The sequence below is a fragment of the Hymenobacter sp. AT01-02 genome (assembly GCF_000961955.2).
GTDB lineage: Bacteria > Bacteroidota > Bacteroidia > Cytophagales > Hymenobacteraceae > Hymenobacter > Hymenobacter mucosus.
Genome location: NZ_JZIR02000041.1, coordinates 1 through 24,692, shown reverse-complemented (window position 1 = coordinate 24,692; position 24,692 = coordinate 1). Strand labels below are relative to the sequence as shown.

General features: G+C 57.7%; 19 protein-coding genes, 2 tRNA genes and 1 pseudogene. 13 read left to right on the top strand and 9 right to left on the bottom strand.

The genetic code is table 11. The annotated features are described in order from the left end of the window. Positions 1-31: 31 nt before the first annotated feature. The gene (locus VI25_RS13965) at positions 32-1,279 is read left to right on the top strand and encodes a hypothetical protein (RefSeq protein WP_045689347.1); all 1,248 of its coding nucleotides are present in this window, start codon (positions 32-34) and stop codon (positions 1,277-1,279) included. A gap of 8 nt (positions 1,280-1,287) precedes the next feature. Here the strand turns inward: VI25_RS13965 and VI25_RS13960 are convergent, their stop codons facing one another. Together VI25_RS13960 and VI25_RS13955 are read right to left on the bottom strand one after the other, a co-directional pair. Next, a complete protein-coding gene (locus VI25_RS13960) occupies positions 1,288-2,340 on the bottom strand; it encodes a S41 family peptidase (protein WP_045689346.1) in 1,053 nt (350 codons plus the stop codon). 226 nt (positions 2,341-2,566) lie between these two features. Further along, positions 2,567-4,333, bottom strand: coding sequence for a M28 family metallopeptidase (locus tag VI25_RS13955; protein WP_045689345.1), 1,767 nt, complete (start codon positions 4,331-4,333; stop codon positions 2,567-2,569). 365 nt (positions 4,334-4,698) lie between these two features. Here VI25_RS13955 and VI25_RS13950 point away from each other — a divergent pair, with 365 nt between their 5' ends. Together VI25_RS13950 and VI25_RS13945 are read left to right on the top strand one after the other, a co-directional pair. Next, on the top strand, positions 4,699-5,472 hold the full coding sequence (locus VI25_RS13950) for a DNA polymerase beta superfamily protein (RefSeq protein WP_052695352.1): 774 nt from the start codon (positions 4,699-4,701) through the stop codon (positions 5,470-5,472). 53 nt (positions 5,473-5,525) lie between these two features. Further along, positions 5,526-6,599: a DNA polymerase beta superfamily protein gene (locus VI25_RS13945; RefSeq protein WP_055562581.1), complete on the top strand. Its 1,074-nt coding sequence runs from the start codon at positions 5,526-5,528 to the stop codon at positions 6,597-6,599. An 84-nt stretch (positions 6,600-6,683) separates the two neighbouring features. On the opposite strand, the gene VI25_RS13940 is transcribed toward VI25_RS13945, so the two are convergent. Further along, entirely contained in the window at positions 6,684-6,920 is a 237-nt protein-coding gene (locus tag VI25_RS13940; RefSeq protein ID WP_143437105.1) for a hypothetical protein, read from the bottom strand. A 173-nt stretch (positions 6,921-7,093) separates the two neighbouring features. Beyond that, positions 7,094-7,282, bottom strand: coding sequence for a hypothetical protein (locus VI25_RS13935; RefSeq protein WP_045689342.1), 189 nt, complete (start codon positions 7,280-7,282; stop codon positions 7,094-7,096). 253 nt (positions 7,283-7,535) lie between these two features. On the opposite strand from VI25_RS13935, the gene VI25_RS13930 reads away from it, so the two are divergent. The 4 genes from VI25_RS13930 to VI25_RS13915 all read left to right on the top strand — a co-directional run bounded on the left by VI25_RS13930 (position 7,536) and on the right by VI25_RS13915 (position 15,677). Continuing rightward, positions 7,536-9,236, top strand: coding sequence for a hypothetical protein (locus VI25_RS13930; RefSeq protein WP_055562580.1), 1,701 nt, complete (start codon positions 7,536-7,538; stop codon positions 9,234-9,236). A 2-nt stretch (positions 9,237-9,238) separates the two neighbouring features. Then, positions 9,239-13,753, top strand: a complete 4,515-nt coding sequence (locus tag VI25_RS13925; RefSeq protein WP_055562579.1) for a carboxypeptidase-like regulatory domain-containing protein — start codon at positions 9,239-9,241, stop codon at positions 13,751-13,753. 284 nt (positions 13,754-14,037) lie between these two features. Next, entirely contained in the window at positions 14,038-14,730 is a 693-nt protein-coding gene (locus VI25_RS13920) for an HAD family hydrolase (protein ID WP_045689340.1), read from the top strand. Beyond that, a complete protein-coding gene (locus tag VI25_RS13915; protein WP_045689339.1) occupies positions 14,727-15,677 on the top strand; it encodes an ADP-ribosylglycohydrolase family protein in 951 nt (316 codons plus the stop codon). The genes VI25_RS13920 and VI25_RS13915 overlap by 4 nt, the downstream gene beginning before the upstream one ends. A gap of 53 nt (positions 15,678-15,730) precedes the next feature. On the opposite strand, the gene VI25_RS13910 is transcribed toward VI25_RS13915, so the two are convergent. Then, positions 15,731-15,804 (bottom strand) — tRNA-Asp (locus tag VI25_RS13910). A 321-nt stretch (positions 15,805-16,125) separates the two neighbouring features. Beyond that, positions 16,126-16,199 (bottom strand) — tRNA-Asp (locus tag VI25_RS13905). A 258-nt stretch (positions 16,200-16,457) separates the two neighbouring features. Here VI25_RS13905 and VI25_RS13900 point away from each other — a divergent pair. From VI25_RS13900 to VI25_RS13880, 5 genes are all read left to right on the top strand, one after another. Further along, on the top strand, positions 16,458-17,405 hold the full coding sequence (locus VI25_RS13900; RefSeq protein WP_045689338.1) for an acetyl-CoA carboxylase carboxyltransferase subunit alpha: 948 nt from the start codon (positions 16,458-16,460) through the stop codon (positions 17,403-17,405). Positions 17,406-17,582: 177 nt separating this feature from the next. Continuing rightward, the gene (locus tag VI25_RS13895; RefSeq protein WP_045689337.1) at positions 17,583-18,431 is read left to right on the top strand and encodes an MBL fold metallo-hydrolase; all 849 of its coding nucleotides are present in this window, start codon (positions 17,583-17,585) and stop codon (positions 18,429-18,431) included. Between the two features lie 103 nt (positions 18,432-18,534). After that, entirely contained in the window at positions 18,535-19,308 is a 774-nt protein-coding gene (locus VI25_RS13890) for a patatin-like phospholipase family protein (RefSeq protein WP_082455543.1), read from the top strand. A gap of 84 nt (positions 19,309-19,392) precedes the next feature. Then, positions 19,393-19,962, top strand: coding sequence for a 1-acyl-sn-glycerol-3-phosphate acyltransferase (locus VI25_RS13885; protein WP_045689336.1), 570 nt, complete (start codon positions 19,393-19,395; stop codon positions 19,960-19,962). Positions 19,963-20,035: 73 nt separating this feature from the next. Continuing rightward, positions 20,036-20,569, top strand: coding sequence for a hypothetical protein (locus VI25_RS13880; protein ID WP_045689335.1), 534 nt, complete (start codon positions 20,036-20,038; stop codon positions 20,567-20,569). A gap of 132 nt (positions 20,570-20,701) precedes the next feature. Here the strand turns inward: VI25_RS13880 and VI25_RS13875 are convergent. After that, positions 20,702-21,339: pseudogene (locus VI25_RS13875) on the bottom strand (DUF4159 domain-containing protein). 142 nt (positions 21,340-21,481) lie between these two features. After that, complete coding sequence (locus tag VI25_RS13870; RefSeq protein ID WP_045689334.1) at positions 21,482-22,201, bottom strand: 16S rRNA (uracil(1498)-N(3))-methyltransferase; 720 nt, start codon at positions 22,199-22,201, stop codon at positions 21,482-21,484. Positions 22,202-22,393: 192 nt separating this feature from the next. On the opposite strand from VI25_RS13870, the gene VI25_RS13865 reads away from it, so the two are divergent. After that, entirely contained in the window at positions 22,394-23,431 is a 1,038-nt protein-coding gene (locus VI25_RS13865; protein ID WP_045689333.1) for an SDR family oxidoreductase, read from the top strand. Positions 23,432-23,520: 89 nt separating this feature from the next. On the opposite strand, the gene VI25_RS13860 is transcribed toward VI25_RS13865, so the two are convergent. Beyond that, positions 23,521-24,306, bottom strand: a complete 786-nt coding sequence (locus VI25_RS13860) for a S1/P1 nuclease (RefSeq protein WP_045689332.1) — start codon at positions 24,304-24,306, stop codon at positions 23,521-23,523. Positions 24,307-24,692: the final 386 nt, after the last annotated feature.

The window sequence follows — 24,692 nt, the reverse complement described above, 5'->3', positions numbered from 1 at the left end:
GTAGTGGGCCTCCATTGCGCCTTTACTGTTCATGAAAAGAATTTTAGCACCTTGGGTTGGGCTTGGTGTGCTGTTGGTTGTGACAATTGGCGCTTGCATGCTCTGCTCCCAGGCAGGTATTGCCTTACGCAACCGCTACTACACACTACCGCCAGAATTTCAACAGATACTGACGCATTTTCAGTGGATTCAACGTCAACATGAGGAAGAAAGTCCGTTGCTGCCAGTGGTGTATGAGGGAGAAGCAGCGGCTGACTTCAAGCTTGAGTTTGCCCCGCATCCGCTAGGACTGCGTAAGCGAGAAGTAGTCATGCGAAATCCGTTTTCCACGGCTCCTTACCCGCTGTCGTTTTCCGTTATTTATCAGGGTAACCTGATTACGCTTTTCCACCCTGGGTACTTTGCCTGTTACCAACTGCCAGGCTTAGAGCGGAACCAGGATTTGGAGCAGAAATTGAATACCCGCAAGTTTGCCTATCACTGGGTGCTGGATAGTCAACTAGTTGCGCTAACTACCAGCGGCCATTACGTTTCCTTCAGCCAAGAGGTCTGGCATCCTTATCTGAAGCCCGTGCCACTGAGCAAGCAGCCCAAGCTGTTCGAGGATGCTCGGTACATAGTGTGTACGAAGTGCAACGGTGAGTGGGGTGGTGAGGCCTATTTCTATGATAAGCAGGAGCACGTTTATTATTTAGCCCGCGCTACCTGCCCGGATGCTGTGGTAAAGCACGACGGTAAATATCTCCTTCTATCCTCGCTAGGCCACATGCTAGGGTCTGCGGAATTGCAGCAGATTGATAGCCCCACCACGGAATTAACGCGCTGGGTTGGGAAAAATAAACCCCAGGAGCGGGACTTTTCCGTCAGCTATGACGCCAAGCTAAGTCAAGGTAAGAGCCTATTTGACTATCAACAAATACTGGTGGAGTCTGTCTTCCCACTAGGCCACCGACTGATATATCTGGTGCACTGGCGCAGCATGAGTTTTCTGGCGACCTGGCAGAACAACACCTTCCGGGTGGTAGATCCGCTATTTCATGCGGAGGTGTCCGGCAATCAGCCCGTAACTACGGTGTACGGGTCTAATGTTGCTCTCATCAGTTTTAACTCTATCGAAGAAGTAGAAGCCTGCTGCCTATACATCACAAGTAAGGAGGCCGTTAAAATTAACTGGAGCCACCAAACTGTGTCTAGGCCTTACAACGACCCAACTCACCTACCTGTGGCCGATAGTAGCTATCAAGTGGCTGATTCAGTGGAGGTGCAACTAGTGCAGTAAAGGCATTTTTAATGTGTTCTTGATGCTTTTCTGGTTGTCCTAAGCCACTTCAGCGCCGCCGCTACCTTGACATCCTGACTGAAGTCCGCGAAGTTGTCGCCGCCGGAGATGAGCACGTCGGGCGCGACGTTGGTGCGGTAGACTACCTTGTTGCGGTCGGTTTCCTGCGTGCCGGCCACGGTGAGGTAGGCCGTGCTGCTGATCTTGTAGCTTTCGTTGGCGGTGGTGGCACCGTAAGTCGGCTCGCCGAAAAACCGTGTGTTGGGTCGGCCCTTAAGGCTGATAGCGACAATTTCGCCAGAGCTGGCGGTTAGGCCGCTGAGCAGAACGGCCACTGGCTTGTCGGTCCGTTTTGCTGGGCAGCGGTTTTGTAAGGTGGTCACCTGTAGGGTATCCATGTAGAAGTTGCCCTGCTTAAGGTACCATTGCTGGTCTGGCTTGCCGTCCTTGTCCACGAAGCCACCCAGGTACCCGTCGCCGATGATGGGGGCAATGCCTGCTAGCATGGGGGCCATGGCCCCACCGTCGTTCAGGCGCAGGTCGATAATCCAGGCCGTGGCTTTATTAGGGTTGAAGCGGCAGAGGGAGTCCTGCACCACCTTGGCCGCGTCGCGCATGGCCTGCAAACTGCCCCCGGCGTTGATGCCCGGCAACTGCACGTAGCCCACGTTGCCGGGCAGCATCTTCACCAGCACGCCGGGCTTCTTCGCCAGCGCCGCCTTCACGGCGGTATTGGAGTAGGCAGGGCGGGCCGTGTTGCGCCACTTGTAGGTTTTGCCCTTGTAGGTCAGCCAGCCGTGGTCGTCCTTGAGTTGCTCGAACACAAACGGATAAATCGGCAGCAAACCCCGCACCGACTGCGCGCCCTGGGCTTTCTGCTGCACTGTCTGGCGCAACTGGGGCCAATTTACCGTGCTTCGCTCCAGCGAGTACGTTTCCAGCAGCGTCAGGCTCTTGTCGAGGAAGGCTTGCACGGAATCGGGGAGTAGGGCCGCGGCGGTTTGGCAACGAGCCACGTGGGCAGTAATGAATAGCAACACCAGTAATCCGAGTTTCTTCATGAGGCGAAGATGCGGATTGCGAACAAAGGGTTGGTTGGGGTGGGACTTATGTTATGTAGCCCTTCACTATATGTTTATAAAGCTACCTAGGAAGCCAGTGGGTCATCCTATTGAGCATAGCCGAAGTATCTCTATTTGTTTCGTTGCTTTACTAGGTTAGTTGATCAGCAACAGAAAAAAGATGCTTCGGCTATGCTCTCTCACAGTATGTAATGTCTTGTGCAATTTATTCCGGCTGCTTGGAATGCGCACTTGACGGATGCCTTGACTTACTGCCCGCCCATGCTCTTATCTCGGCGCCCTTAAACTCGGAGCCGGCGCGCCACTGCGGGAAGGTGGTTTCGGCGGCTAGGCGCTGGCCCACTCGGAAGTAAAGCTGGGCGTCTTGGGCGATGCCCGAGAGGTCCCAGCTGGGGTCAAACTGGTCGGCGGGCTTGTGGTACATATTGGTAGTATAGTTCTGGCGCTGCTGAGCAATGGTAGCCTTGCCACTAGTGCGGCTCTCGAAGCCGCCGCTAGCGTAGAGCGAGGGCACGCCCACGTGGGCAAAGTTGAAGTGGTCGGAGCGGTAGAACATGCCGGTTTCGGGCTGTTGGTCGGGTAGGATGTAGCGGTCCTGCTCCTTGGCGGCGGCGCGGGCATAGTCTTCCAGCTCCGACTGCCCGTAGCCGATAACCGTCAGGTCTTTCATCTCACCGTAGGGCCAGAGCATGTCCATATTCAGGTCGGCCACGGTTTTGTTGAGGGGGTAGGGCGGGTGCTGGGCGTAGTAAGCCGAGCCCAGCAGGCCCTGTTCCTCACCTGTTACGGCCAGAAACACGATGCTGCGCTGAGGCTTTTCCTTGGCCTGCTGGAAGGCCTCGGCAATGCTAAGCAGGGCGGCTAGGCCGGTGCCGTCATCTACGGCCCCATTGTAGATGGAGTCGCCAGCAATGGCTTTGCCTACCCCAAAATGGTCCCAATGGGCCGAGTAGATGATATACTCGTTGGCGCGGGTCGTGCCGGGCAGCACGGCTAGCACGTTGCGCGAGGTCTGGCGGCGCAGCTTATTCTGAATGCTCGTCGAGAGCGTGAGGCCGCCCAGGGGCCGGGGCTTAAAGCCCTTAGAGTTGGCCGCGGCGTAGAGTTGGTCATAGTTCTGACCGGCGGCCTGAAACAGCTTCTTGGCCGCGTCCAGGGTCAGCCAGCCTTCCAGGGCGCACTTATCGGCGCCTTTGTTGGCAGTTTGGGCGCGCAGCTTAGGGCTAATGGCCCCGCTCAGCACTACCGACCAGGGGTAGGCGGCCGGCTTGGTATCGTGCACGATGAGCAGGCCGGCGGCGCCATGGCGGGCGGCTTCCTCGTATTTATAGGTCCAGCGGCCATAGTAGGTCATGGCCTTGCCGTTGAATAAGGTAGTGTCGTTGCCCGCGTTGCCGGGGTCGTTCACGAGAACTACTACTGTTTTGCCTTTCACGTCGAGGCCAGCATAGTCGTCCCAGCCGTACTCGGGGGCTACCACGCCGTAGCCGGCAAATACCAGCGGCGAGTTGGTAACGGCCACCTGGGGCTGCTCGCGCTGGGTGAAGGCCACAAAGTCTGTCTTATACTGGAAGCTCAGGTTCTGGCCTTTGCCCTTGATTTGCATGGTAGGGCTTGGCGTGCCCGTAATTTCTACCAGCGGTACGGGCTGGAAGTAGGAGCCATCGGGGCTTGGTTGCAGGCCCAAGCGCTGAAACTGATCTGCCAGGTATTTCGTGCTGCGCTCCTCGCCCACGGTAAATGGCTTGCGGCCCATCATCTCATCCGAAGACACCTCCTGTAGGTATTTGCCAATGGTGGCGGCACTGATGGCCGGGCTAGCGGCGGCTGGCTGGGTAGCTTCGGCAGTAGCGGCCGGAGCCGCCGCCGTGGTGGTGGCCGACTGGGTTTGGCAGCCAGTTAGCGCTGCGCCAAGCAAACATGCGGGCGCTACCTGACGCCACGAGAGCAACTGCTGAAAGGAAAACGACATGGGTACGTTGGGGTTGTGGAGGGTGCTGAGCGGGAATGCGGTGCCCGAAAAAGGTAAAGCAATACCTAAGTTCGGGTTTTCAATACTACTAGATATTCCTGGCTAACCCTACGGCCGCGCGCTCTACCAGCAATTCAATTAGGGAATATTTGCCTCCTGAGTTTCTTCTTAGCGAACCACTCTTCTTCGGTTGCTGGGCGTATCGGCTTCGGTTTGACGCCCTGTCAGCCGTAGCTTGTTGGGGGTACTTGAGGTGGGCGGTGGCAGCTATTGCGGTGCCCACCGTTTAACTGTTCTGCGAATAAATGAGGCGTTGGGCTCTACCTTGCAGCAAACGGAACGTCTTATCTTCTTTGCCTCTACCCGTGTATACGCGCATCCAAACGGCCCTCACGCAGCTCGAAACTACCCATGGCGTCCGTATTTTGTATGCGTGCGAGGCGGGCAGCCGCGCCTGGGGCTTTCCCTCCCCAGGTTCCGACTACGATGTGCGTTTTGTGTATGTGCACCCACCCGAGTGGTACCTCACGCTGGACGAGGGCCCGGACACCCTCAGCTTTCCTATTGACGAAAAGCTGGATCTGGCCGGCTGGGAATTGCGCAAGGCCCTGAAGCTACTGCGCGGCTCCAACGCGGTCCTGTACGAGTGGCTCCAGTCGCCGGTGGTATACCAGGAGGTGCCGGGCTTCCGGGCGGCCGTGGCGCCGCTGCTGGAAAGCTGCTGGAACCCCCGAGCCGGGCTGCATCACTATTTGGGCCTGGTACGACGCGGGGTGGAAGAGGACTTGGTGGGAGTGGATGGGCGCCTGAAGCGGCTGTTTTACACCCTCCGTTCCACGCTGGCGGCCCGCTGGATTCAACAGCAACCTGGAGTAGCGCCGCCCATGGCCTTTCAGCAACTGCGAGAGGTGCTGCCTGCGGCGTTTAATGAGGTAGTAGACGAGCTGCTTGCCGTAAAAGCTACTGCCGATGAAAAGATGACCGTGCCGCTGCCCGCGGTGCTGGTGGCGTTTCTGCAGGAAGAGTATACCACCGCTGTACTGACCCGTAGCACCTTGCCTATGCAGCGGCTGCCCGACCCCACCCCGGTACTGAACAAGCTATTCCAAGCGTGGCTGTGGCCCCAGGCCGCGTTATAGAACCAACAAATACACCTGAGCCTCATAGGCTCCAAAGTTCATTAGTCTCTGCTATGTTTACCATTGCCGATCTGCGTCAGCGCGGCCTTATCCTCTTCGAAGCCATCAGCGGTAGCCGCGCCTATGGTACCAATTTGCCGCATTCAGATACCGATCTGAAAGGTGTCTTCATCCTGCCCGAAACCGAGTTTTATGGCCTCGATTATGTGCCGCAGGTAGCGAATGAAACCAACGACGAAGTGTTTTATGAGTTGCGTCGCTTTGTGGAGTTGCTGCTAAAAAGCAACCCAACGGTGCTGGAGCTGCTGGGCACCCCTGCCGACTGCGTAGTGTTTCGTCACCCGCTGTTTGAAGAGTTTCGAGCCGAAGATTTTCTTTCTAAGCTATGCCGCCAGAGCTTTGCCGAATATGCTATAGCTCAGATTCGCAAAGCGCGGGGGCTGAACAAGAAAATTAACCACCCTGAGCCGCCCGCGCGCAAATCGGTGCTGGACTTTTGCTACGTGACGGTAGGCGCCGGGGCGCAGCCCGTGGCTACGTGGCTGGTCCGCCAGCACTACACAGCCGCGCAGTGCGGCCTCTCCAACGTGCGCAACCTCACCGACTTATACGCCCTGTTCGTGGATGCAACGGACGACCAGCACCACGGCTACCGTGGCTTGGTACGCGAAGTAGAAACCTCTCAGGATGTACAGCTGTCGGCCATTCCGAAGGGGGAAACGCCCGTGACCTACCTCAATTTCAACCGCAATGGGTATAGCACGTACTGCCGGGTTTACCGCGAGTACCACGACTGGGTAGCCAAACGTAACGCCGAACGATACCAGAACACCGTGCAGCACGGCAGGAATTACGACGCCAAAAACATGCTGCACGTATTTCGGCTTCTGCGCATGGCCGAGGAAATTGCTATTACCGGCCAGCTCCACGTGCGCCGCCCTGATCGGGAGTTCCTGCTCCAAATTCGCCGGGGCGAGTTTACCTACGAACAGTTAATAGCCGAAGCCGAAACCCTGGTAGAAAGGGTGGAGGCCGCGTTTGCCGCTTCCTCCTTGCCCGAAGCACCCAACAAGCAACGAGCCGAGCAACTGCTGCTTCAGGTGCGGCAGACCTGGTATGCTAAGTAGAGAAATGCCCTGGCCTCACCCGTTGCGCTTGTTGGCAAGAGGGGAGGTCAGGGCATGGTGGAAGCGCTGAAAGTAGCTTGGTTTCTAGCGCGTTGAGTGCCGCCCAACCCGGTAGGTAGACTTGCTGGACCCTGCCTTTTTACGGAACAAACTACGCTTCTTGCTCTTTTTGCTGCCTTTGTACTTTTTGTAAAAAGGGCGGTGCGTAAACACGCGGGCCTTCATTTTGGCGCGGGCATAGGCCGTAGGGCGGGCTGCCGTAGCCGACTCAACACCACTGACCATCAGCAGCGCGAAAAACAGGAGCAGGATTCTATGCATACAACAACAAGGCTAGTGTGCGCTTATAACTTGCCTGCAACCCAAAAAATTGTAGTGCGTAGCGGTTTACTCGTTTCACGGTTCAGCTTCGGCTAGCTTTGCCCCAACCAAAAAGCGCTTTTCTAGCTAGGAAAGCGCTTTTTGGTATTCAAGAAATTCTTAACGAAACCCGACTATTGCCCCCCGGAGCCAAGCGTTTGGTTACGTGAGCGTTTGGGTGCCGGCGTGGTGGCTTTCTTCCGCTTACGCCAGATCTGGTACCAACGCTGCCGGTAGCGTGCCGTGCGCTTGCGCCGGGCTTTGCGGCCCCCGCCCCTGTACGTCTTGTAGTTGGGCCGGTGCACATACACCTTACCGCGCATCTTGCGCGAGCCGCCGGGCCCGCCTGCCCCAGGGCCGGACTCACGTCGACTAAGGCCATGAGCACGAGCCAGAAAATAAGAAAAAATCTTGCCATATAAGAAGTGAGTAAAACCGCAGCGGGGGGCGAAAATATGACAAAAGCAGGCAAATGTTCGGCCAGAATGGTAGCGAATAGAAAAAAAACTGGCCTGGTGTGTGGAATCAGCCGCTACGGGGCATCTGACGAAATAGAAATCCTATTTCATCTGGCCTATGTTCCACACCTACCGTCTTCAATTCCTGCTAGTTCGGCTGTGCCTGCTGCTGCTGTTGCCCGGGGTGGCTTCCGCCCAGCAACGCCTGGCCGGTGCCCGCTCGCGTAGCTACCTTACCAAGGTATTTCGCCTCACGGCCGACCAAACGCGCCATCTGTACGAGAACAACCTGCGTGCCGTGCAGCCCGCGTTTTTTGCGCAGCCCGTCGACTCTTTTCCTACCGATAGCATGCAACTGGCGCTGCGCCGGCCCTTGTCGCGCGGCTACTACCTGGTTGCGCATACAGAAGGCCCCGAGCTGGTATACTGGCTGCGTACCGTCTCAAACCGCCAACTTACCGTGCTCGACAACCAAGTGGACCTCACGCTGGTAGTGCGCGATTCCCTGGGCCGTCTGCTACCCGACGCGCGGGTGTGGCTGGGTCGTGGTCAGCGCCCTCAAGTAGTGCCCTACGACGCTGCCACGCATACCTACCGGCTGGCGGACAAGGCTGGGCGGGCCGGTCTTCTGGCCGTGGAGCAGGGGGGAAGCACCACGTACTACGCTCTGGAGCAGCAGTTCCCGCAGGCCCACCGGTACAGTTACCCCTGGACGGTGCAGCGTGTGCTCAGCCGGGTGCTGTATGGATTTCCGTTGGGGTATTTCACGCGCGCCGTGCGTAGTCTGGTTGGTCAGCTTCGCCACGCGTCCTACACCAACACGGGCCTAGTAGGGCTGCTTCGCTCCCCTTTTAGTGCCGATGTTCGCGGGGCTCGCCAAGCCAGGCGCGAAGAGAAGCGGGCCGCGGCCGTCCACCAGTGGACGGGCTACCTCGTGCTTAGCCAACCCCGCTACCGCCCCGGCGACACCCTGCGCCTAAAGGCTCGTGTGCTGCACCGCCCCGATGGGCAACCCTACCGCAAGCCCTTGAGCCTGTGGCTGGATGGCACCGGCCGGACGAAGCCCTTGGCTCATCTGCTGCCGGTGCGCCCGGGCACCTATGAGTATCAGTTGCCCCTGGGCGATACGCTAGGCCTGCGCCTCGATCAAACAGTGGTACTTCGCTTGGTTGCCCCCCAGCATGAAGACGCCAACGAGGAGGGAATCCTCAGCACCAGCTTCCGCTACGAAGATTACGAACTCAAGAACACGCGCTACACCCTGCGTGCCGCCGCCACGCCCCACCGCCGTGGCACGCCGCAAGCTCTTTTTCTGCGGGGGCAAGACGCCAATGACCTCAACTTGCTGGATGCCCGGGTGCGCCTAAGCGTAACGCCCCAGGGCACGGTGGGGTATTTCGCGGGGCGGCAGGTATTTGTGCCCGATACACTCTGGACCAAAGCTTTGACGCTTGATGCTACTGGGGAAACCCGCCTCAATCTTCCCGCCACCGTGCTTCCCGCCGCCGACCTTACCTACCAGGTGCGGGCTGCCTTTCTCAACGGCGACAACGAGCGGCGCGAGCAAACCCTAGCGGTACCCTACACCCTAGACGCCGGCCGCCTTATCCTGGAGCTGCGGCAAGACTCCGTAGTGGCCCGCTACCTCGTAGGCGACCAAGCTGAACCCCACGCGGCCACGCTGGACGTACTAGGCTTGCAGGCTACCGAGGCAGCGCCTCCGGTGCGGGGGGCTGTGCAGCTGCCCATTGCCTTTCCTGTGGATGCCCGTGCCACTGGCTACCGCCTCCGCGATGCGCAGGGCCGGGAGCTACGCTAGACTTGGACGAAGACGATGCCGGGCTGCTTCTGCGCTCCGACCGCACCCCCGACTCTGTGGTGCTGGCCATGGAAAACCCGCGCCGCCTCGCGTTCTGGTACTACCTGTACCGGGGCAACGAACTAGTGGATCGGGGGTTTGGGAGTACCCTGCAGCAGCGCCGCGCCGCGCCGGGAGCCGAGCCCTGGTACGTGTCGGTGCATTACTTCTGGGCGGGCGAGCTGCAGGCGGCGGAGTACAATGTGCCGCTTCCTCAGCACCGCCTGGTAGTGGAAGCCGAGCAGCCCGAGGTAGTGTACCCCGGCCAGCAAGTAGAGCTGCGCTATACCGTGCGCGACGGCCGTGGCCAGCCCGTGCCCCGCACCGACCTCACGGCCTATGCCTACACCAGTAAGTTTGAGAAGCCATCCACCCCGGAGCTCCCCAACTTCGAGCCGCCGGTGACGGGCCGTCTGTCGCGGCGCCGGTTTCAGCTGGGTGCCGCCTTCGGCAACGACCCCGCGGCAGCCACCCGACAAAAATTGGACTGGGGTGGCTGGCGACGGCGGCTCGGGCTAGACTCCCTGCGTTTCTACCAGTTCTTGTACCCCGATTATGGTGCCTTCTATGAGTACCAGCCTGCCCCGGGGGGTATCACTCAGTTCTCGCCCTTCGTGGTCGATTCGGGGCGGGTGCAGCCCACGGTGGCGGTGTACGTGGATGGGGTGCCCGTATTTGTGGCGGCCGTGAACCGGGAAGAACCCTTCGCGTTGGTAGCTGATAGTGGCTTTCACCAAGTGGCCATTCGCACCCCCAACCGCTTGGTAACCCTGCACAATGTGCACCTGCGGCACTTGCAGAAGCTTACCCTCAGCATCGACCCCAACCGTCCCTGCCATGAGTTGACTGTAGAAAAGCGCGGCAATCTTAGCGTTGAGGAGCAGCATAATTTGGAGCGCTTCCTGCTACTCGTGGATAAAGAAGAGGAGGATGAGCGGGTGCTGCTCCGCCAGGGTAACCGCTTGCAACCCCTGGGCGCTGGGCGACCCACTGTAAGCCGGCAGGGGGCTAGTATTGGCTCGTCGTCCAACTTCTACTACCACAGCTACACTGAGCGGCGCCCCTACCACATAGGTGGCCCTTTCCGGCCCGATTCCGTGTTGCTACGACGAACGGACGGTCTGCGCCGCCGCTTCTTGCTGGAGCCCCGCTACCGCTACACGCTAGAACCAGGACTGCTGAAATTGCGCTGCCTGCAGGGCAACGAATTCGGTGGGCTTGGTCAAGCCCTCGACTTCACGCAGTTCTCCTTGGCCGACTTTGCTTATACCGAGGCGGATATGCAGCCGCGCCCCGCTACTAACTACTATCGTGCGCCCCGCCCGGAGCCCCTTCTTACTACCCCTGGACATACGCCCGCGGGCCTGGGCCGCTTGATAGTGCGTCTGCCGAAGCCTACCCCGAACCCGCGGGAGAACCTGCCCACCGCGTATTACACCCTGCTTACCCGGCCCACCGACCCTAAGTTTGTGCGCCTGGAGCGCAATCTGCCCCAGACCATTCACGCCCTGCCTACGGGCCGTTACCGCCTGGCGCTGCTGCTGGCCGATAGCTCTGTGCTAGCTCCCGCTACGGAAGTAATGATTCAGCCAAACGGCGCTACCTATGTGCAACTGCAGCGCACGGATGTGCTGCCAGCAGTGGCCGGGGCTAAGACGCTACGGCGGCGCTTTGTGCGCTTAGTGCAGGAGCGTTTACCCAAGCTCCCGGCTGCCTCCAAGCAAATGCGGGAGGAACGCCGCGAGATTCAGGTAGTGGTTCCTGCTAGTCCTCAACCCGGCTGGCTGACCGTGCGCGGTCGGGTACTAGACCGGGCCAGCGGGGAGGGGCTACCTGGCGTAACGGTTCTGTTGAAGGGTACTACCATTGGGGTTGCCACAAGTGCCGATGGCAGCTTTACCTTATCGGTACCGCCTACCGGGGGCAAGCTGCTGTTTTCTTCCGTTGGGTATCAGATGGTAGAGCAGCCCGCCGATGGGCGTGACTTGGAGGTGAGCCTCGCGGCCGATACAAAGCAACTAAGTGAGGTAGTAGTAACCGGCTACGGCATCCAACGCCAGCGGGCCGCTGTTACGGGCTCCGTTGCCACCTTAGCAGCTACCGCTTTGCAGGGTAAAGTTGCTGGGGTGCAAATCAACGGAGCTACGGGCGCAGCAGGGGGCTCCGTGCTAATTCGCGGAAGCAGCACCGTCGTAGGTAGCCTTCAACCGTTGCTTCTCGTGGATGGCCTACCCTACGCGGGCCAGATAGCCGACATCAGCCCCGAGAATATTGCGGATATAAAGGTGCTGAAAGGGGAGCAAGCCGCTGCTACGTTTGGGTCTCGGGCCGTCAACGGGGTTGTTATCATCACCACCAAAAAAGGCATTGCGGGGCGGACGCCCGGTGGCCTGCACCCCGCCGCCGACGTTCTGGGACCCGACGGCTTGCCCGTGGCTGAGCGCGACCCGCGCCTATCTCTGCGCCGCCGCTTCTCCGATACGGGCTGGTGGCGTCCAACCTTGGTCACCGACGAGCAGGGGCAGGCCCGTACCACCGTTACCGTGCCCGATGATATTACCGGCTGGGATACCTTCGTGCTAGCTTCCGACGACCACGGCCGTTTGGGCAGCACCAGTGCCCTGCTTCGTTCGTTCAAGGCTTTGCTAGGAGAGTTGGCTACCCCACGCTTCCTTGTTCGGGGCGACCAGGCGCAGGTGGTTGGCAAAACGCTTAACTACTTGCCCGATACCGCGCAGGTTACTACCTCCTTTCGGGTAGGTGAGGGGCCCGAGCGCACCCAAGCTCACCGCGTAGCTACCGCCGTGCTTGATACGCTCACGCTGACGGCTCCGGGTAGCACTGACACCGACTCGGTGCAGGTGAGCTTCCGGTTGCGCCAGCCCAACGGCTACCAGGATGGGGAGCTGCGGACCATTCCGGTGTTGCCGGCCGGCAGTCTGGAGCAGGTAGGAACCTTTGCCGTACTCACGGCTACGGATACCACCGTGACCTGGCCCGCCCGCCCGGAGCTGGGACCCGTAACCATACGCCTGGAAAGCGACCCGTTGCCCGCTCTGCTAGAGGAAATTCGCCACGTGCAGCGCTACGCTTACCTGTGCAATGAGCAGGCTGCCTCCAAACTCAAGACCCTGCTGTTGGAGCAGCGCGTGCGCGACTTGCAGCACCAGCCTTTCACTGGCACCCGTGACGTTAACCGCCTGGTGCGGCGCTTGCTGGAAGGCCGACACCAGCCCGAAGGAATCTGGGGTACGTGGCCTACCTCACCGGGAAGCCCCTGGGCCACGCTGCACGTACTCGAAGCCCTGTTGCAAGCCCAGCAGCAAGGCTACAAAGTAGCTTTAAATCAGCCGCAGCTCATTAAGCCTCTCTTGCAGCAGTTAGATTATGCCTTCGCCGATGCGCATACCCGAACTTCCTTATCACTCACGCCCGCGGGCCAGGGCCTCGACGCCTTGTATTTTCGCTCCGATGATGACCGCATTCGTCTGCTGCAGGTATTACACCGTCTGGGTGCCACTCCCGATTTCCCGACCTACGTACGACGTTTGGAGCGGGAGCAAACAGGGCGCCAACCGCTTGACCGCTATTTGGCTTTGGCCAGCCTCCGCCAACAAGTAGGCATGCCGTATCAGCTGGATACGCTGCGCCGCTACCGCGTGCGCACTGAGCTGGGAGGTGTGTTTTACGCCGATACCTTGCGCCCGGGCACTTACTACCGCTACCTGCTGCCAGACCGCCTAGGAGCTACGTTGCTGGCCTACAAGCTGCTGCGCACCCAAGGAAAACAGCAGGCCGAGCTAATGCGCATTCGCACCTGGTTGCTCAACCAGCGCACCACGGCGGGGCACTGGAGCAGCACCTATGAAGCCGCGCAGATTCTGGAAACCATCCTGCCGGAGCTGTTGGTGCCAGGCAGCGGAGGACTCATGGCCCATGCCCAGCTCCGGGGCAGCCTAGCGCAGGAAGTCACCACGTTTCCCTTCACTGCCACGGTGCCTGCCGCGGCTGGTGCCCTTACCTTGCGCAAAGAAGGGGGGCTGCCGATATATGCCACTGCCTACCAGTCGTACTGGAACCCTACTCCCGAGGCCAAAGCCACACCTTTCCGGGTGCGCACGACCGTAGCTGGGCAGGAGGGAAGCCGCGTGCAACTTAAAGCCGGGCAACCCACTGAAGTGGTTGTGACGGTGGATGTTCCGGCCGAGGCTCGCTACGTGCTGCTGGAAGTGCCCATCCCGGCTGGCTGCTCCTACGGCGAGAAGGAGCGCGGGAACTACTTCGAGGTGCACCGCGAATACCTGCGCCACCAAGTGGGCATCTTTATGGATGTACTACCTGCCGGCCGCCACACCTTCCGGGTGGCCCTGCAGCCCCGCTACCGGGGACGCTACACCATCAACCCCGCCAAGGCGGAGATGATGTACTTCCCCACTAAGTTTGGCCGCTCCGTTAGTAAGCAGGCTGTAGTGAAGTAAGGCAACCTAATTGGGCGCTTGAAAGCAACACCTTAATAAAAGTTACTCCTACGTCTGCCAGAGTCACTTATTCCCAGAGACAGCTAGTCCTCTACCTATTTTGCTTCGTCGTTGCTTAGCAGAATAGGTAGAGGAATAGCTATTCATAGGATAGGGACTGAGTTAGGCTGCTCTCTTTCTATAAATACGGGGATTCTGCTGCTGATTTTCAGGGGGAAGTCAGCCAAGTACCTTGCGCTGCCAGTGCGCTGCGTAGTTTTGCTTCTCATCCGTATTTCGTTTGTATGCCGTTCTCCTTATTACTGTTTGATTACGATGGTACCTTGTGCGACACCCGCAGCGCCATCACGCACGCCCTGCGCCGCACCTTCCAAGAGCTAAACCACCCCGAGCCACTGGCTCCAATACTCGAAGGCCTCGTGCAACGGGGCCTCCCCCTGGCCGACACGCTACGAGAGTTGCACTTGCCCAGCACCGCGCCGCTACCTCCGGAGTGGCTCACTACCTACCGCGCCCTCTACACTGCAGAGGCAGAAGCGCTAGTAACGCCTTTCCCTGGTGCTACCGAAACCCTGGCAGCTGCCGTGGACCAGGGGCACACGGTGGTTATCCTCAGCAACAAAAGCCTGGCTATCCTCGAGAATTCACTGCGCCGCCTGGGCTTAGACAGCTATGCCAGCCTCGTGCTCGGCGACGACCCCACGGCCCAGCCAGTGCTGCCCCTCAAGCCCGATCCGGCCCTATTCACCCAGCGCGTTCAGCCGCGCTTCCCATCGGTTGATCTTTCCGAAGTACTGATGATTGGGGACACGACTACCGACCTGCGCTTTGCCCAGAACTGCGGTATTGCATCCTGCTGGGCTAGTTTCGGCTTTGGTGTAGCAGCCGACTGTGCTGCGCTGCATCCTACCTACCGCATCAATTCTCTCTCCGAATTACTCCCACTAATTGCCGATTCTGCGGCCCACAACGCATGACGACGGTATCTAGTGTAGAAGCCCAGGTGCGGGCCGCCCTGCTGGGTTTGGCAGTAGGTGATGCCTTGGGCGTCCCAGTAGAGTTTCAGAGCCGGGCCGCCCGCCGCCTCGACCCCGTAGTGCACATGCGCGCTTATGGCACTCACCAGCAGCCCGCCGGCACTTGGTCTGATGATGCCTCCCTTACCTTTTGCTTAGCGGAAGCTATTGCCGCTGGTTTCTCCGTGAGAAAAGTGGCCGAGAACTGCTGTCGGTGGTACTACCAAAACTTCTGGACTCCTCACGGCACCGTATTCGACATTGGCATCACCACGCGGGAGGCTATTCAGTGCATGAAATCAGATGATAATCTCATCCTGGCCGGGGGTACCGATGAGTACAGCAACGGCAACGGCTCCCTGATGCGGATTCTACCCCTCGCATTTTATCAACCAGAAGCCCCGCTAGAAATCCGGTTTCAGCAAATTGCCGATGTGTCGGCCATCACGCACGGGCATATCCGCTCGGCGGTGGCGTGCTTTCTGTACTTGGAAATGGCGACTTACCTCCGTGCGGGGTTAACGCCCGCGGCGGCCTATGCGCAGCTGTGCCAAGAGGCGCCCGCACACTTATCGCAACTACATGTTCCGGCTCCCGAAGTCGCCCATTTTAAGTCCGTACTCAGTGGTGCTCTAGCCGATCTTCCCGCGCAACTCATCAATAGCGGTGGCTACGTACTCCACACCCTGGAAGCTGCTCTCTGGTGCCTACTGCGTTTCGAATCCTTTCCAGAAACTGTGTTAGCAGCCGTTAACCTAGGAGATGACACGGATACCACGGGCGCCGTAACCGGTGGTCTGGCCGGCCTATACTACGGTGAAGCCGCCATTCCAACCGATTGGCTGAAGCCCCTGGCGCGCCGCACCAATATAGAAGACTTAGCGTATCGCTTAGCAGCAGCGCTTTAGGCAAGAGTAGGACATGAAAAAGCCCCAACTTCAAAAGAAGCTGGGGCTTTTTGCGGTCCGGACGGGACTCGAACCCGCGACCTCCGCCGTGACAGGGCGGCATTCTAACCAACTGAACTACCGAACCGTTTATCGAACTACTCGGGCCGAATACCCTTCCGTTTTGATGATGCAAATATAGAAGGCTGTTTTTGATCGTACAAACAGAAATCAGGCTTTATGGATAATAGGAGGGGTTTTGAGAATGGTATTGTTCTGTCACTAAACGGGATAGCACCAGAAAAAAAACTTGAAATTTTTTTCTGGCCCTCTCTTTTGAAGCTGCCTAGCGCCCCCTTCAGAGCTATGCTGGCTCCTAAGTTTTAGCTGAGCTAGGCAAGCATTAGGTGGGGCCGTAGGAAAGAAGGTAAAAGCAAAAGGCCCTTCAGAGAAATCTGAAGGGCCTTTGCGGTCCGGACGGGACTCGAACCCGCGACCTCCGCCGTGACAGGGCGGCATTCTAACCAACTGAACTACCGAACCAGTTTACTTTAACTGAGAAGCCGTGTGCTTTCCGTTATTGTGATGCAAAAGTAGAGGGCTAGGTTGGACTGTGCAACACTCCCGACAAAAAAGACAGAAAAAAGAACGGGATGAAATTGTTTTTAGCTGGGTTTCAGGCAGAAAAAAATTTGAAAAATTCCAGTGGGGACGTTCGTGCACTGTGTGCACGGCTTCGCTTACCTTTGCTTCCTTCTCAATCCTACCCTTCGCACCTTCAAGACGCACTCGCCCGTGGCAATGCTACTCGATTTTGAACAACCAATTGCCGCTCTCGAAGGCAAGCTCCGCGAAATGCAACAACTGGCCCTCGATAGCCAAGTAGATGTTTCGGAAGCGGTAACGGCCCTCGAAGCAAAAATTAAAGCCCTTAAAAAGGAAACGTACCAGAACCTGACCCGCTGGCAGCGCGTGCAGCTTTCCCGTCACCCCGACCGGCCGTATACTCTCGATTATATTGAGGGCATGACCGAAAAGTTTATTGAGCTACACGGCGACCGAACCGTGGCCGATGACAAGGCTATGGTGGGAGGCTTTGCCGAATTGGACGGCCGCTCGGTTATGTTTATTGGACAGCAGAAGGGCCGCAACACAAAGCAGCGGCAGTTCCGCAACTTTGGCATGCCTAATCCCGAGGGATACCGGAAGGCTTTGCGCCTGATGAAGCTGGCCGAAAAATTCGGTAAACCTATTGTAACGCTGATTGATACGCCCGGCGCATTCCCAGGCCTGGAAGCTGAGGAACGGGGCCAAGGGGAAGCCATTGCGCGCAACCTGAAAGAAATGTTTCTGCTCAAGGTGCCCGTTATCTGTATTATCATTGGCGAAGGAGCTTCGGGCGGAGCCTTGGGCATTGCCATCGGCGACCGGGTGATGATGCTGGAGAACACCTGGTATTCAGTGATTTCGCCGGAGTCGTGCAGCAGTATTTTGTGGCGCAGCTGGGATTACAAGGAGCAAGCAGCCGAAGCGCTCAAGCTCACCGCTACTGACATGCTCACGGCTGGTTTGGTAGATGGCATCGTGAAGGAACCCCTTGGTGGTGCCCACACGGATGCTGCGGCCATGATCAAAACCTTAAAAAAGACCATCCTCAAAACACTGGACGAGCTGGAGGCGCTACCCCACGAAGAGCGAATCAGCCAGCGCATCGACAAGTTTTCGAACATGGGAGTGGTAGTAGAATAAGTAGTACCCCCTGCATAAGAACGTCATGCGACGTGCACCCAACGCACTAGTTTCGCTGCTACTCTCAAGATAGTTAGCAGAAGGGTAGGGCGAAGTGGTAGCGCGCCGCATGACGTTCTTATTTTATTTCTTAGCTCCCGGTTTACACGTCCTTTCTCCCATACTACCTCCCACCCAATGACTGTTCATACCCTTAATACCGGCCTGTTCAAGCTTGATGGCGGCGCCATGTTTGGCGTAGTACCCAAGAGCATGTGGCACAAACTCAACCCCGCCGACGATAATAATATGTGCACCTGGGCCATGCGCTGCCTGCTAATTGAGGATGGGAACCGGTTGATTTTGGTAGACACGGGCATTGGCGATAAGCAGGACCAGAAGTTTCGGGGGCACTTCTACTTGCACGGCGACGATACTCTAGAGAACTCACTGCGGCAGTTGGGGTTCACCTCCTCCGATATTACCGATGTTTTCCTGACGCACTTGCACTTCGACCATTGTGGGGGCGCCGTGGTGCGTACGCCCGATGACAAACTGCAACTTGCTTTTTCCAACGCAACGTACTGGAGCAACCAAAACCATTGGGACTGGGCCGTGACGCCCAACCCCCGCGAAAAGGCTAGCTTCCTTAAGGAAAATATTCTGCCCATTCAGGAAAGCGGGCAGTTGCGCTTCCTCGACCCCGCAACCCAGCTTCCCGGCGAACTGACGAGCCTGCGGGAAATTATCTTCGCCGATGGTCATACAGAGAAGATGATGGTGCCGCTGATTGACTATAAGGGCCGGACGCTGGCTTTCATGGCGGATCTGCTGCCTAGTGCGGCCCACGTGCCGTTGCCCTACGTGATGAGCTACGACATGCGCCCTCTGGTGACACTGGATGAAAAGGAGCGGGTTTTGCGGCGGGCCGCCGACGAAAACTGGGTGCTAGTGCTAGAGCACGATGCCCATACGGAATGCATTACCGTACAGCACACCGAAAAAGGCGTACGCGTGGCGGAAACCTTGAAGCTGGCTGACCTGTAGCGCTGGCTGCCAGTAAAGCAAGTGCCCGCTTGGTGCTAACGTTCTATCCGTGGTAGCCGTTAGAGCATCAACGGTGCTTGTATGCCTACTCAAACCTCATATTATGCTAGGAGTGGCCCTTTCCGGAGGCGGAGCGCGCGGTATTGCGCATTTGGGCGTGCTGGCTGCCTTTGATGAACTTGCCTTACCCATTAGCCGGTTGGCTGGCGTATCGTCGGGGGCTATTGCGGCTGCCTTCTACGCGGCTGGGGTGCCGCCACGCGAAATTCTGCGCTTATTTCAGGCCGTGAACATTACCCGGCTTACCCGCGTAGCCCTGAGCCGCTACGGGCTATTTCGCATTGACGCCGTGGGTACCTTATTCGAACGTCATTTAGGTGCCAACTGCACGTTTGAGCAGCTTCGCTTGCCCGTCACCCTAGTTGCTACCGACTTGGTAGAGGGAACCTCCGTGCGCTTTTCCAGCGGGCCACTGCTGCCGCCCCTCCTAGCCACGGCGGCCGTTCCCATTTTATTTCGGCCGGTAGAATACCAGGGCCGACAGCTAGTGGATGGCGGCTTGCTCAACAACTTACCGGTAGAGTCCCTACTCGACGCGCACCAGCCTGATTTGCGCGTGATTGGGGTGCATTGCAATCCGCCCAATCCGCACGCGCAGTTCAACAATCTGCGGGGAGTTATTGAGCGGACCCTGAACCTTGCCATTGGAGGCAATACCCTGCTGAGCAAGCAACAGTGCCACCTGCTGTTGGAGCCACCCGAGCTACGCCGCTTTCGGACGATGAGCTACCGCCGCGCCCCCGAGCTGTTCGACATCGGCTACCACTATACCATGAGCAGGGCGGACGAGCTAACAGCACTTTTGCAATTCAACTGAGCAGCCACACCACGCAGACACTACAATTTTCCTAGCTTTGAAGACCGGCCGCCGCCTGGCCGCTTCAATTACTTTTTTCCTCGCATGGCGCGCAAAACCTCTACCTTCTGGTATTACGTTTCTAAAGCTATTTTCAAGGTTGCTGGTTGGAAACTGGCTAGCCAAGTGCCACCTGGCATTCCCAAAAGCATGATGATTGCGGCCCCGCACACCAGCAACTGGGACTTTATCATGGCCCGGGCGGCTTTCTTCTTAATGGACGTAGACGTAAAGCTGACCATTAAGAAAGAGTGGACGGATGCTCCCATTCTGGGGCCGTTGGTCCGTAGCTTGGGTGGCTTGGCCGTTGACCGGAGCAGAAACAACAGCCTCGTGGATGGTATGGTACAGCTGTTTCGCGAGCGGGAGGAGCTAGTTATCCTGATTACGCCCGAGGGTACCCGCAAATACCAGCCGAAGTGGCGCAAGGGGTTTTACCACGCTGCCCTCGGTGCAGGAGTGCCTATTCTGTTGGGTTTCCTCGACTATAAAAACAAAGAAGCCGGCGTGGGTGGCCCCATTTATCCTACGGGCAACTATGAGGCTGACTTAGAAAAAATTCAGGCGTTTTATCGTACCAAAGCTGGTCGTTTCCCCGACCAGGGCGTACGCTAGGAGAGCGAGGCGGGCGTCGGAAATTCGCCAAGCGCTACCGTATCTTACCTGTACATTGTGTTGCCGTACACCGATGGAAAAGCTGCAGACGCTGAGCTGGATTCTGATAGGGCTGGTCGTATTTATCTGGCGCATGGTGCAAAAGGCCAAGGCCACAACGGAGCGTGAGCGGCGGGAACGAAAGTTTTCTCGGCCGGATGCTAGTGGCCGTCCCCGACCCGTAGCCCCATTGCCCGTTACCTCGTTCGAGGAGATGCTCCGGCAAATGCAAACCCAGAACCGGGGCGAACAGCCCGCACCCGTAGCCACCGAAACGACTATGGGCGGGCGCCCCGTACCGAGCCCACGCAGCCAGGAGCGTACAGACATTGCGGCTCCTTCCTTAGAAAAGCCCGTGCTAACTCGCTCGTTAGAGGGCCCCACGCCCGAAGTCCGCCGCGCAACTCCGTTGGCCCCAGCTGGTAAAACTCCCTTACCCAGTTATCGGCTCCAGGAGCAAACCCGTGCAACGGAAGCCGCGGCCCGCTCCATTGCCGACCGTCTGCGCAACCCCGCTGATTTGCGCGCTGCCTTCGTTCTAGGCGAAATTTTACAGCGGAAATTCTAAGTACCTCCCCAGATAGTCCAAACCTAGATTTACAGCGCCAATATTATCACCAAATAAGAGAGCCCCAGCAAGACCGATTATCGTTTGCTGGGGCTCTCTTATTTAGTATATATCTGTCAGAATGTTAAATGCTTAATCTTGGGTGAGGGCGTAGGTGACAAGGTTGGCTCCCATTTTTAAGGCGGCTTCGTGCGTTGCCGGAGTATCTTCAGGGTAGGTGCCCAAGTCTTCCCAGCCGTTGCCTAGGTCGCACTCAAAGCTGTAGAAGCATACCAACCGGCCCTTGTAGAGCAACCCGAACCCTTGGGGGCGCTTGCCTTCGTGTTCGTGCACTTTAGGCAGACCCCGCGGGAACTGGAATTTTTGGTGGTAGATAGGGTGCGTGAAGGGCAACTCTACAAACTCCAGCTCCGGAAAAACCTTCTTCATCTCGGGGCGATAAATTTATCCAGCCCGTAATTATCATCGATGTGCAGGAAGCCGCCACCCATTAGGTAGCGACGAAGGTTGCGGGCCTCCGCATCCGTGAAGGACACGTTACCGTGGCCCGTCATGTGAATGAAAGGGTAGGTCAGAAGCTCCGGCGAATCTAGCTCTACGGTGGCTTCCTCCGGGTTAATATTAGCCTTGAGGGTCTGGTTGCAGAAGCGAATCAGGTTGGGTAGACTAGTCTTGTTGGCGTACCAGTCGCCGCCGCCGCCATAGTGTAGCTTAGCAATGCGGAAGCTGGGTGCAACCGGTGCCGCGGCCGTGAGCAGGAGCAAAAAAATGCCAGGTACAAGTATTTGAGCATACGTAGAGGCAGCAGTCGGGACGGAAAAGAGTACTTGGGGAAGGGAGGAAAAGCCCTTGGTTTGGAGTTTCCTCATCTTATTCTACCGAATTACACGCGCGGTGCGAACATAGTTCGAGTTACGGCTTGCTAGCTAGCTCTCGTGCCACGTGCACGGTGTGCACTGCTGCCAGTGCGGCCGTTTCGGTGCGAAGGCGGGAGGTGCCCAGCGTTACGGGCCGAATTCCTCGGCTAAAAGCCGCTTGTATTTCCTCGGGAGTAAAGTCGCCTTCGGGACCAATAAGGATGCAGCAGCTTGCCCCATCTGCGGCTACGTAGGCGAGCGGCGTCCGTTCCCCATCTTCAAGGTGAGCAATGAAGGTGGTTTCTGGAGGTATTGTGGGCAGGAAGCGGCTGAAATCGGTTAGGTCAGCTAACACGGGTAGCCACGCTTGCCCCGACTGTTTCAGGGCGCTAACCGCAATTTTCTCTAGGCGGTCTAGCTTTAGTTCCCGTCGCTCAGAGCGGGCGCAACGCAAAAAACTAATCGTCTGAACGCCTATTTCGGTGGCTTTCTCCACCAGCCATTCCATGCGGTCGAGGTTTTTGGTGGGAGCCACAGCTACGTGCACTTGGTAAGTAGGGCGGGGCACCTGCTGCTCCTGCAAAATGCGCAGCTGGCAGCGCTTAGGATTTGCGTCGGCTACCTCGGCGGCATATACCCCGCCCGCACCATTAACCAAGACTACTGCATCGCCAGGGCTGAGGCGAAGTACGCGCACGGCGTGCTTGCTTTCATCCTCGGGCAACGTGTAGGTAGTGGGTTGAGTGAGGTCGGGGGCGTAAAATGTATGCGGCATAAAGCAAAGCTACGGCGAATCGGAAAAGCAGACCAGGTAGAAACTAAGCTGGCTGCATGGGTTGGTTGAGTACGAGCCGGTTAAGCTCAGGGTAGGAGACAAATAGCCCAAATCTTGCCCCTGGCTCAACCAGACGTAAGCTCGGGAGCTACGTATGAAGAGCCTATTCTTTCACCTGCAACTACTCGTACGATGGCTGTTAAACTCAAAAAACTCAAAGACCAAACCATAGTTATTACGGGCGCCTCATCGGGCATTGGACTCGTTACGGCCCGGATGGCGGCCAAGGCTGGCGCTAAGCTTGTGCTAGCAGCCCGTAGCGAAGATGCGCTGCGGCAACTCACCAACGAAATTAAGCAGGCCGGGGGCCAAGCTACGTATGTAGTCGCCGACGTTAGTAAGCCCGAAGAAGTGAAGCGCCTAGCTGCTGAGGCTACCTCTGCCTTCGGCGGCTTCGATACGTGGATCAACAACGCGGGGGTGTCTATCTACGGTAAAATAGAGGAAGTGCCGCTGGAAGATATGCGCCAGCTGTTCGAGGTAAACTTTTGGGGACTAGTAAATGGCTCGTTGGAAGCGGTGAAGCATTTGAAGGGCAAGGGCGGAGCTATCATCAACGTCGGTAGCATCTTATCGGACATTACGGCTATTCTGCAAACGATATACAGCGCCAGCAAGCACGCCGTGAAAGGCTTCACGGATGGCTTGCGGATGGAGCTGGAAATGGACGAAGCCCCCATTTCTGTCACGCTGATTCAGCCGGCCGCCATTGATACGCCTTACCCAATTCACGCCAAGAACTTCATGGAGCGGGAAGCCAAGCACGCTCCGCCCGCCTACGCACCTGAAACGGTAGCGCGCGCCATTCTGCATTGTGCTGCTACATCGGAGCGCGACGTAGTGGTTGGCGGCGGCGGTAAAGCCATGATTGGTATGAACCGCTGGACACCTGCGCTCCTCGATCAGTTTATGGAAAAGTCCTTCTCTAAGCAGGAAAAAGCCGACTATCCGCCCCGTCCGCTTCAGCAAAATGGCCTCGACCGGCCCGTAGGGAGCCTAGAGGAGCGGGGCAACTATCCCGGCCATACCCGCGAAACCAGTTACTACACCGAAGCTGCAACGGCCGGTAGCCCTAAGCTCCGCACTGCCTTAGTACTTGGTGCCGGGGCAGGCGTAGTGCTGGCGGCCTGGTTAGGCAAAAACAAGCGCGCAAACGGCACCAGCAACTAGCACCCGCCTGTGACGAACCCAACATAAAAAGCCCCCACCAGCTAAAGTTGGTGGGGGCTTTTTAATGCCTGAAAATGCACCAGCGTTTACTATCCTAATACGTCGTTAAGCAGTCCGGCCAAGCGGATGCCAGCTTCTACAATGCGCTGGCGCATTAGGTCGGCGTGGGCAGGGTAGTAGCGGTAATCTACATCGGTGCCATTGGGTACTTCCTGGTAGATCTTCTCGCAAGCCGAGTAGGACTCCCACAACCACTGGTCGGGAGCTGTCGACTGCATAACCTTGACGTCGCGACGGCGCAGCGTTTTGTCGTACTGCAAAGCCATTTCCGTATAGGAAAGTCCTTGATAATCAATCAGGCCACTATCCCAGAGGCTGTGTAGGTTGGTGTCCTTGCCCCGGTACTTAATTTTGATATCGTTGCCACCCTTGTCTTCGGCGTGGCCGGCGTGCAAGGGCTGATGCACATCACCCACTATATGCACCACAAACTTGAGCGCCATTGCCCGCTCTGCCGGAGTCTTGCTGGCATCTGTCAGCTCGCGCAGCTTGGCTAGCAGCACGTTGTAAGCGTTTGGCGTAGTCTGAGCCTTTAGATCCTGCAAGTATTGGCTTTGGGCCAAGCCCGAAGCCGTGTTGACGTAGTGCCAGGGCGCCGTATCCTTAAACTCAGGGTAGAAGCGGATTTCATCTGGCCAGGTGCTCACAAGCGTCAGGGTTTCAGTACCTAGCAGGCGCTTCACCTGCTCTTGGGCCCGGTGGTTCAAATGGCGTTCGGCAATCTTACCGATGGCGCGGTGGCCATCAACTCCCCAAGCCCATAAGCTCAGCGGCGAGAGAAACAGAAAAAGCAGCGGCAGAAGGCGCTTACGCATACGAAAATTACGGAAAGTGAAATTAGGGCGGCAAATTACTGATTTAACTGCCGCCGATGCGCATTAAGAAAAAGCTACCCGCGTACGAGATATACAAGCTAGTTTATGACCCGGGTTCTGCCTAGGTTCTAAGTAACACGCACGCTATACTTTGCTCTAGTCAAAAGTTGACATAAAAAAGCCCGTGGAGCAACCCACGGGCTTTTTTTAGTAAGCGAAGAATATGGAATAGTAGACTACACGGCAACCGCCACGGTGGGGGCGCCGGCCAGGATGTCGGCAGTGGCGAAGTCGGCAAATTTGTGGAAGTTAGCCACAAACCGCTCGGCCAGTTCGGCGGCCGTTTTGTCGTAGGCCTCCACGTCGGCCCAGGTCTGGCGCGGGTC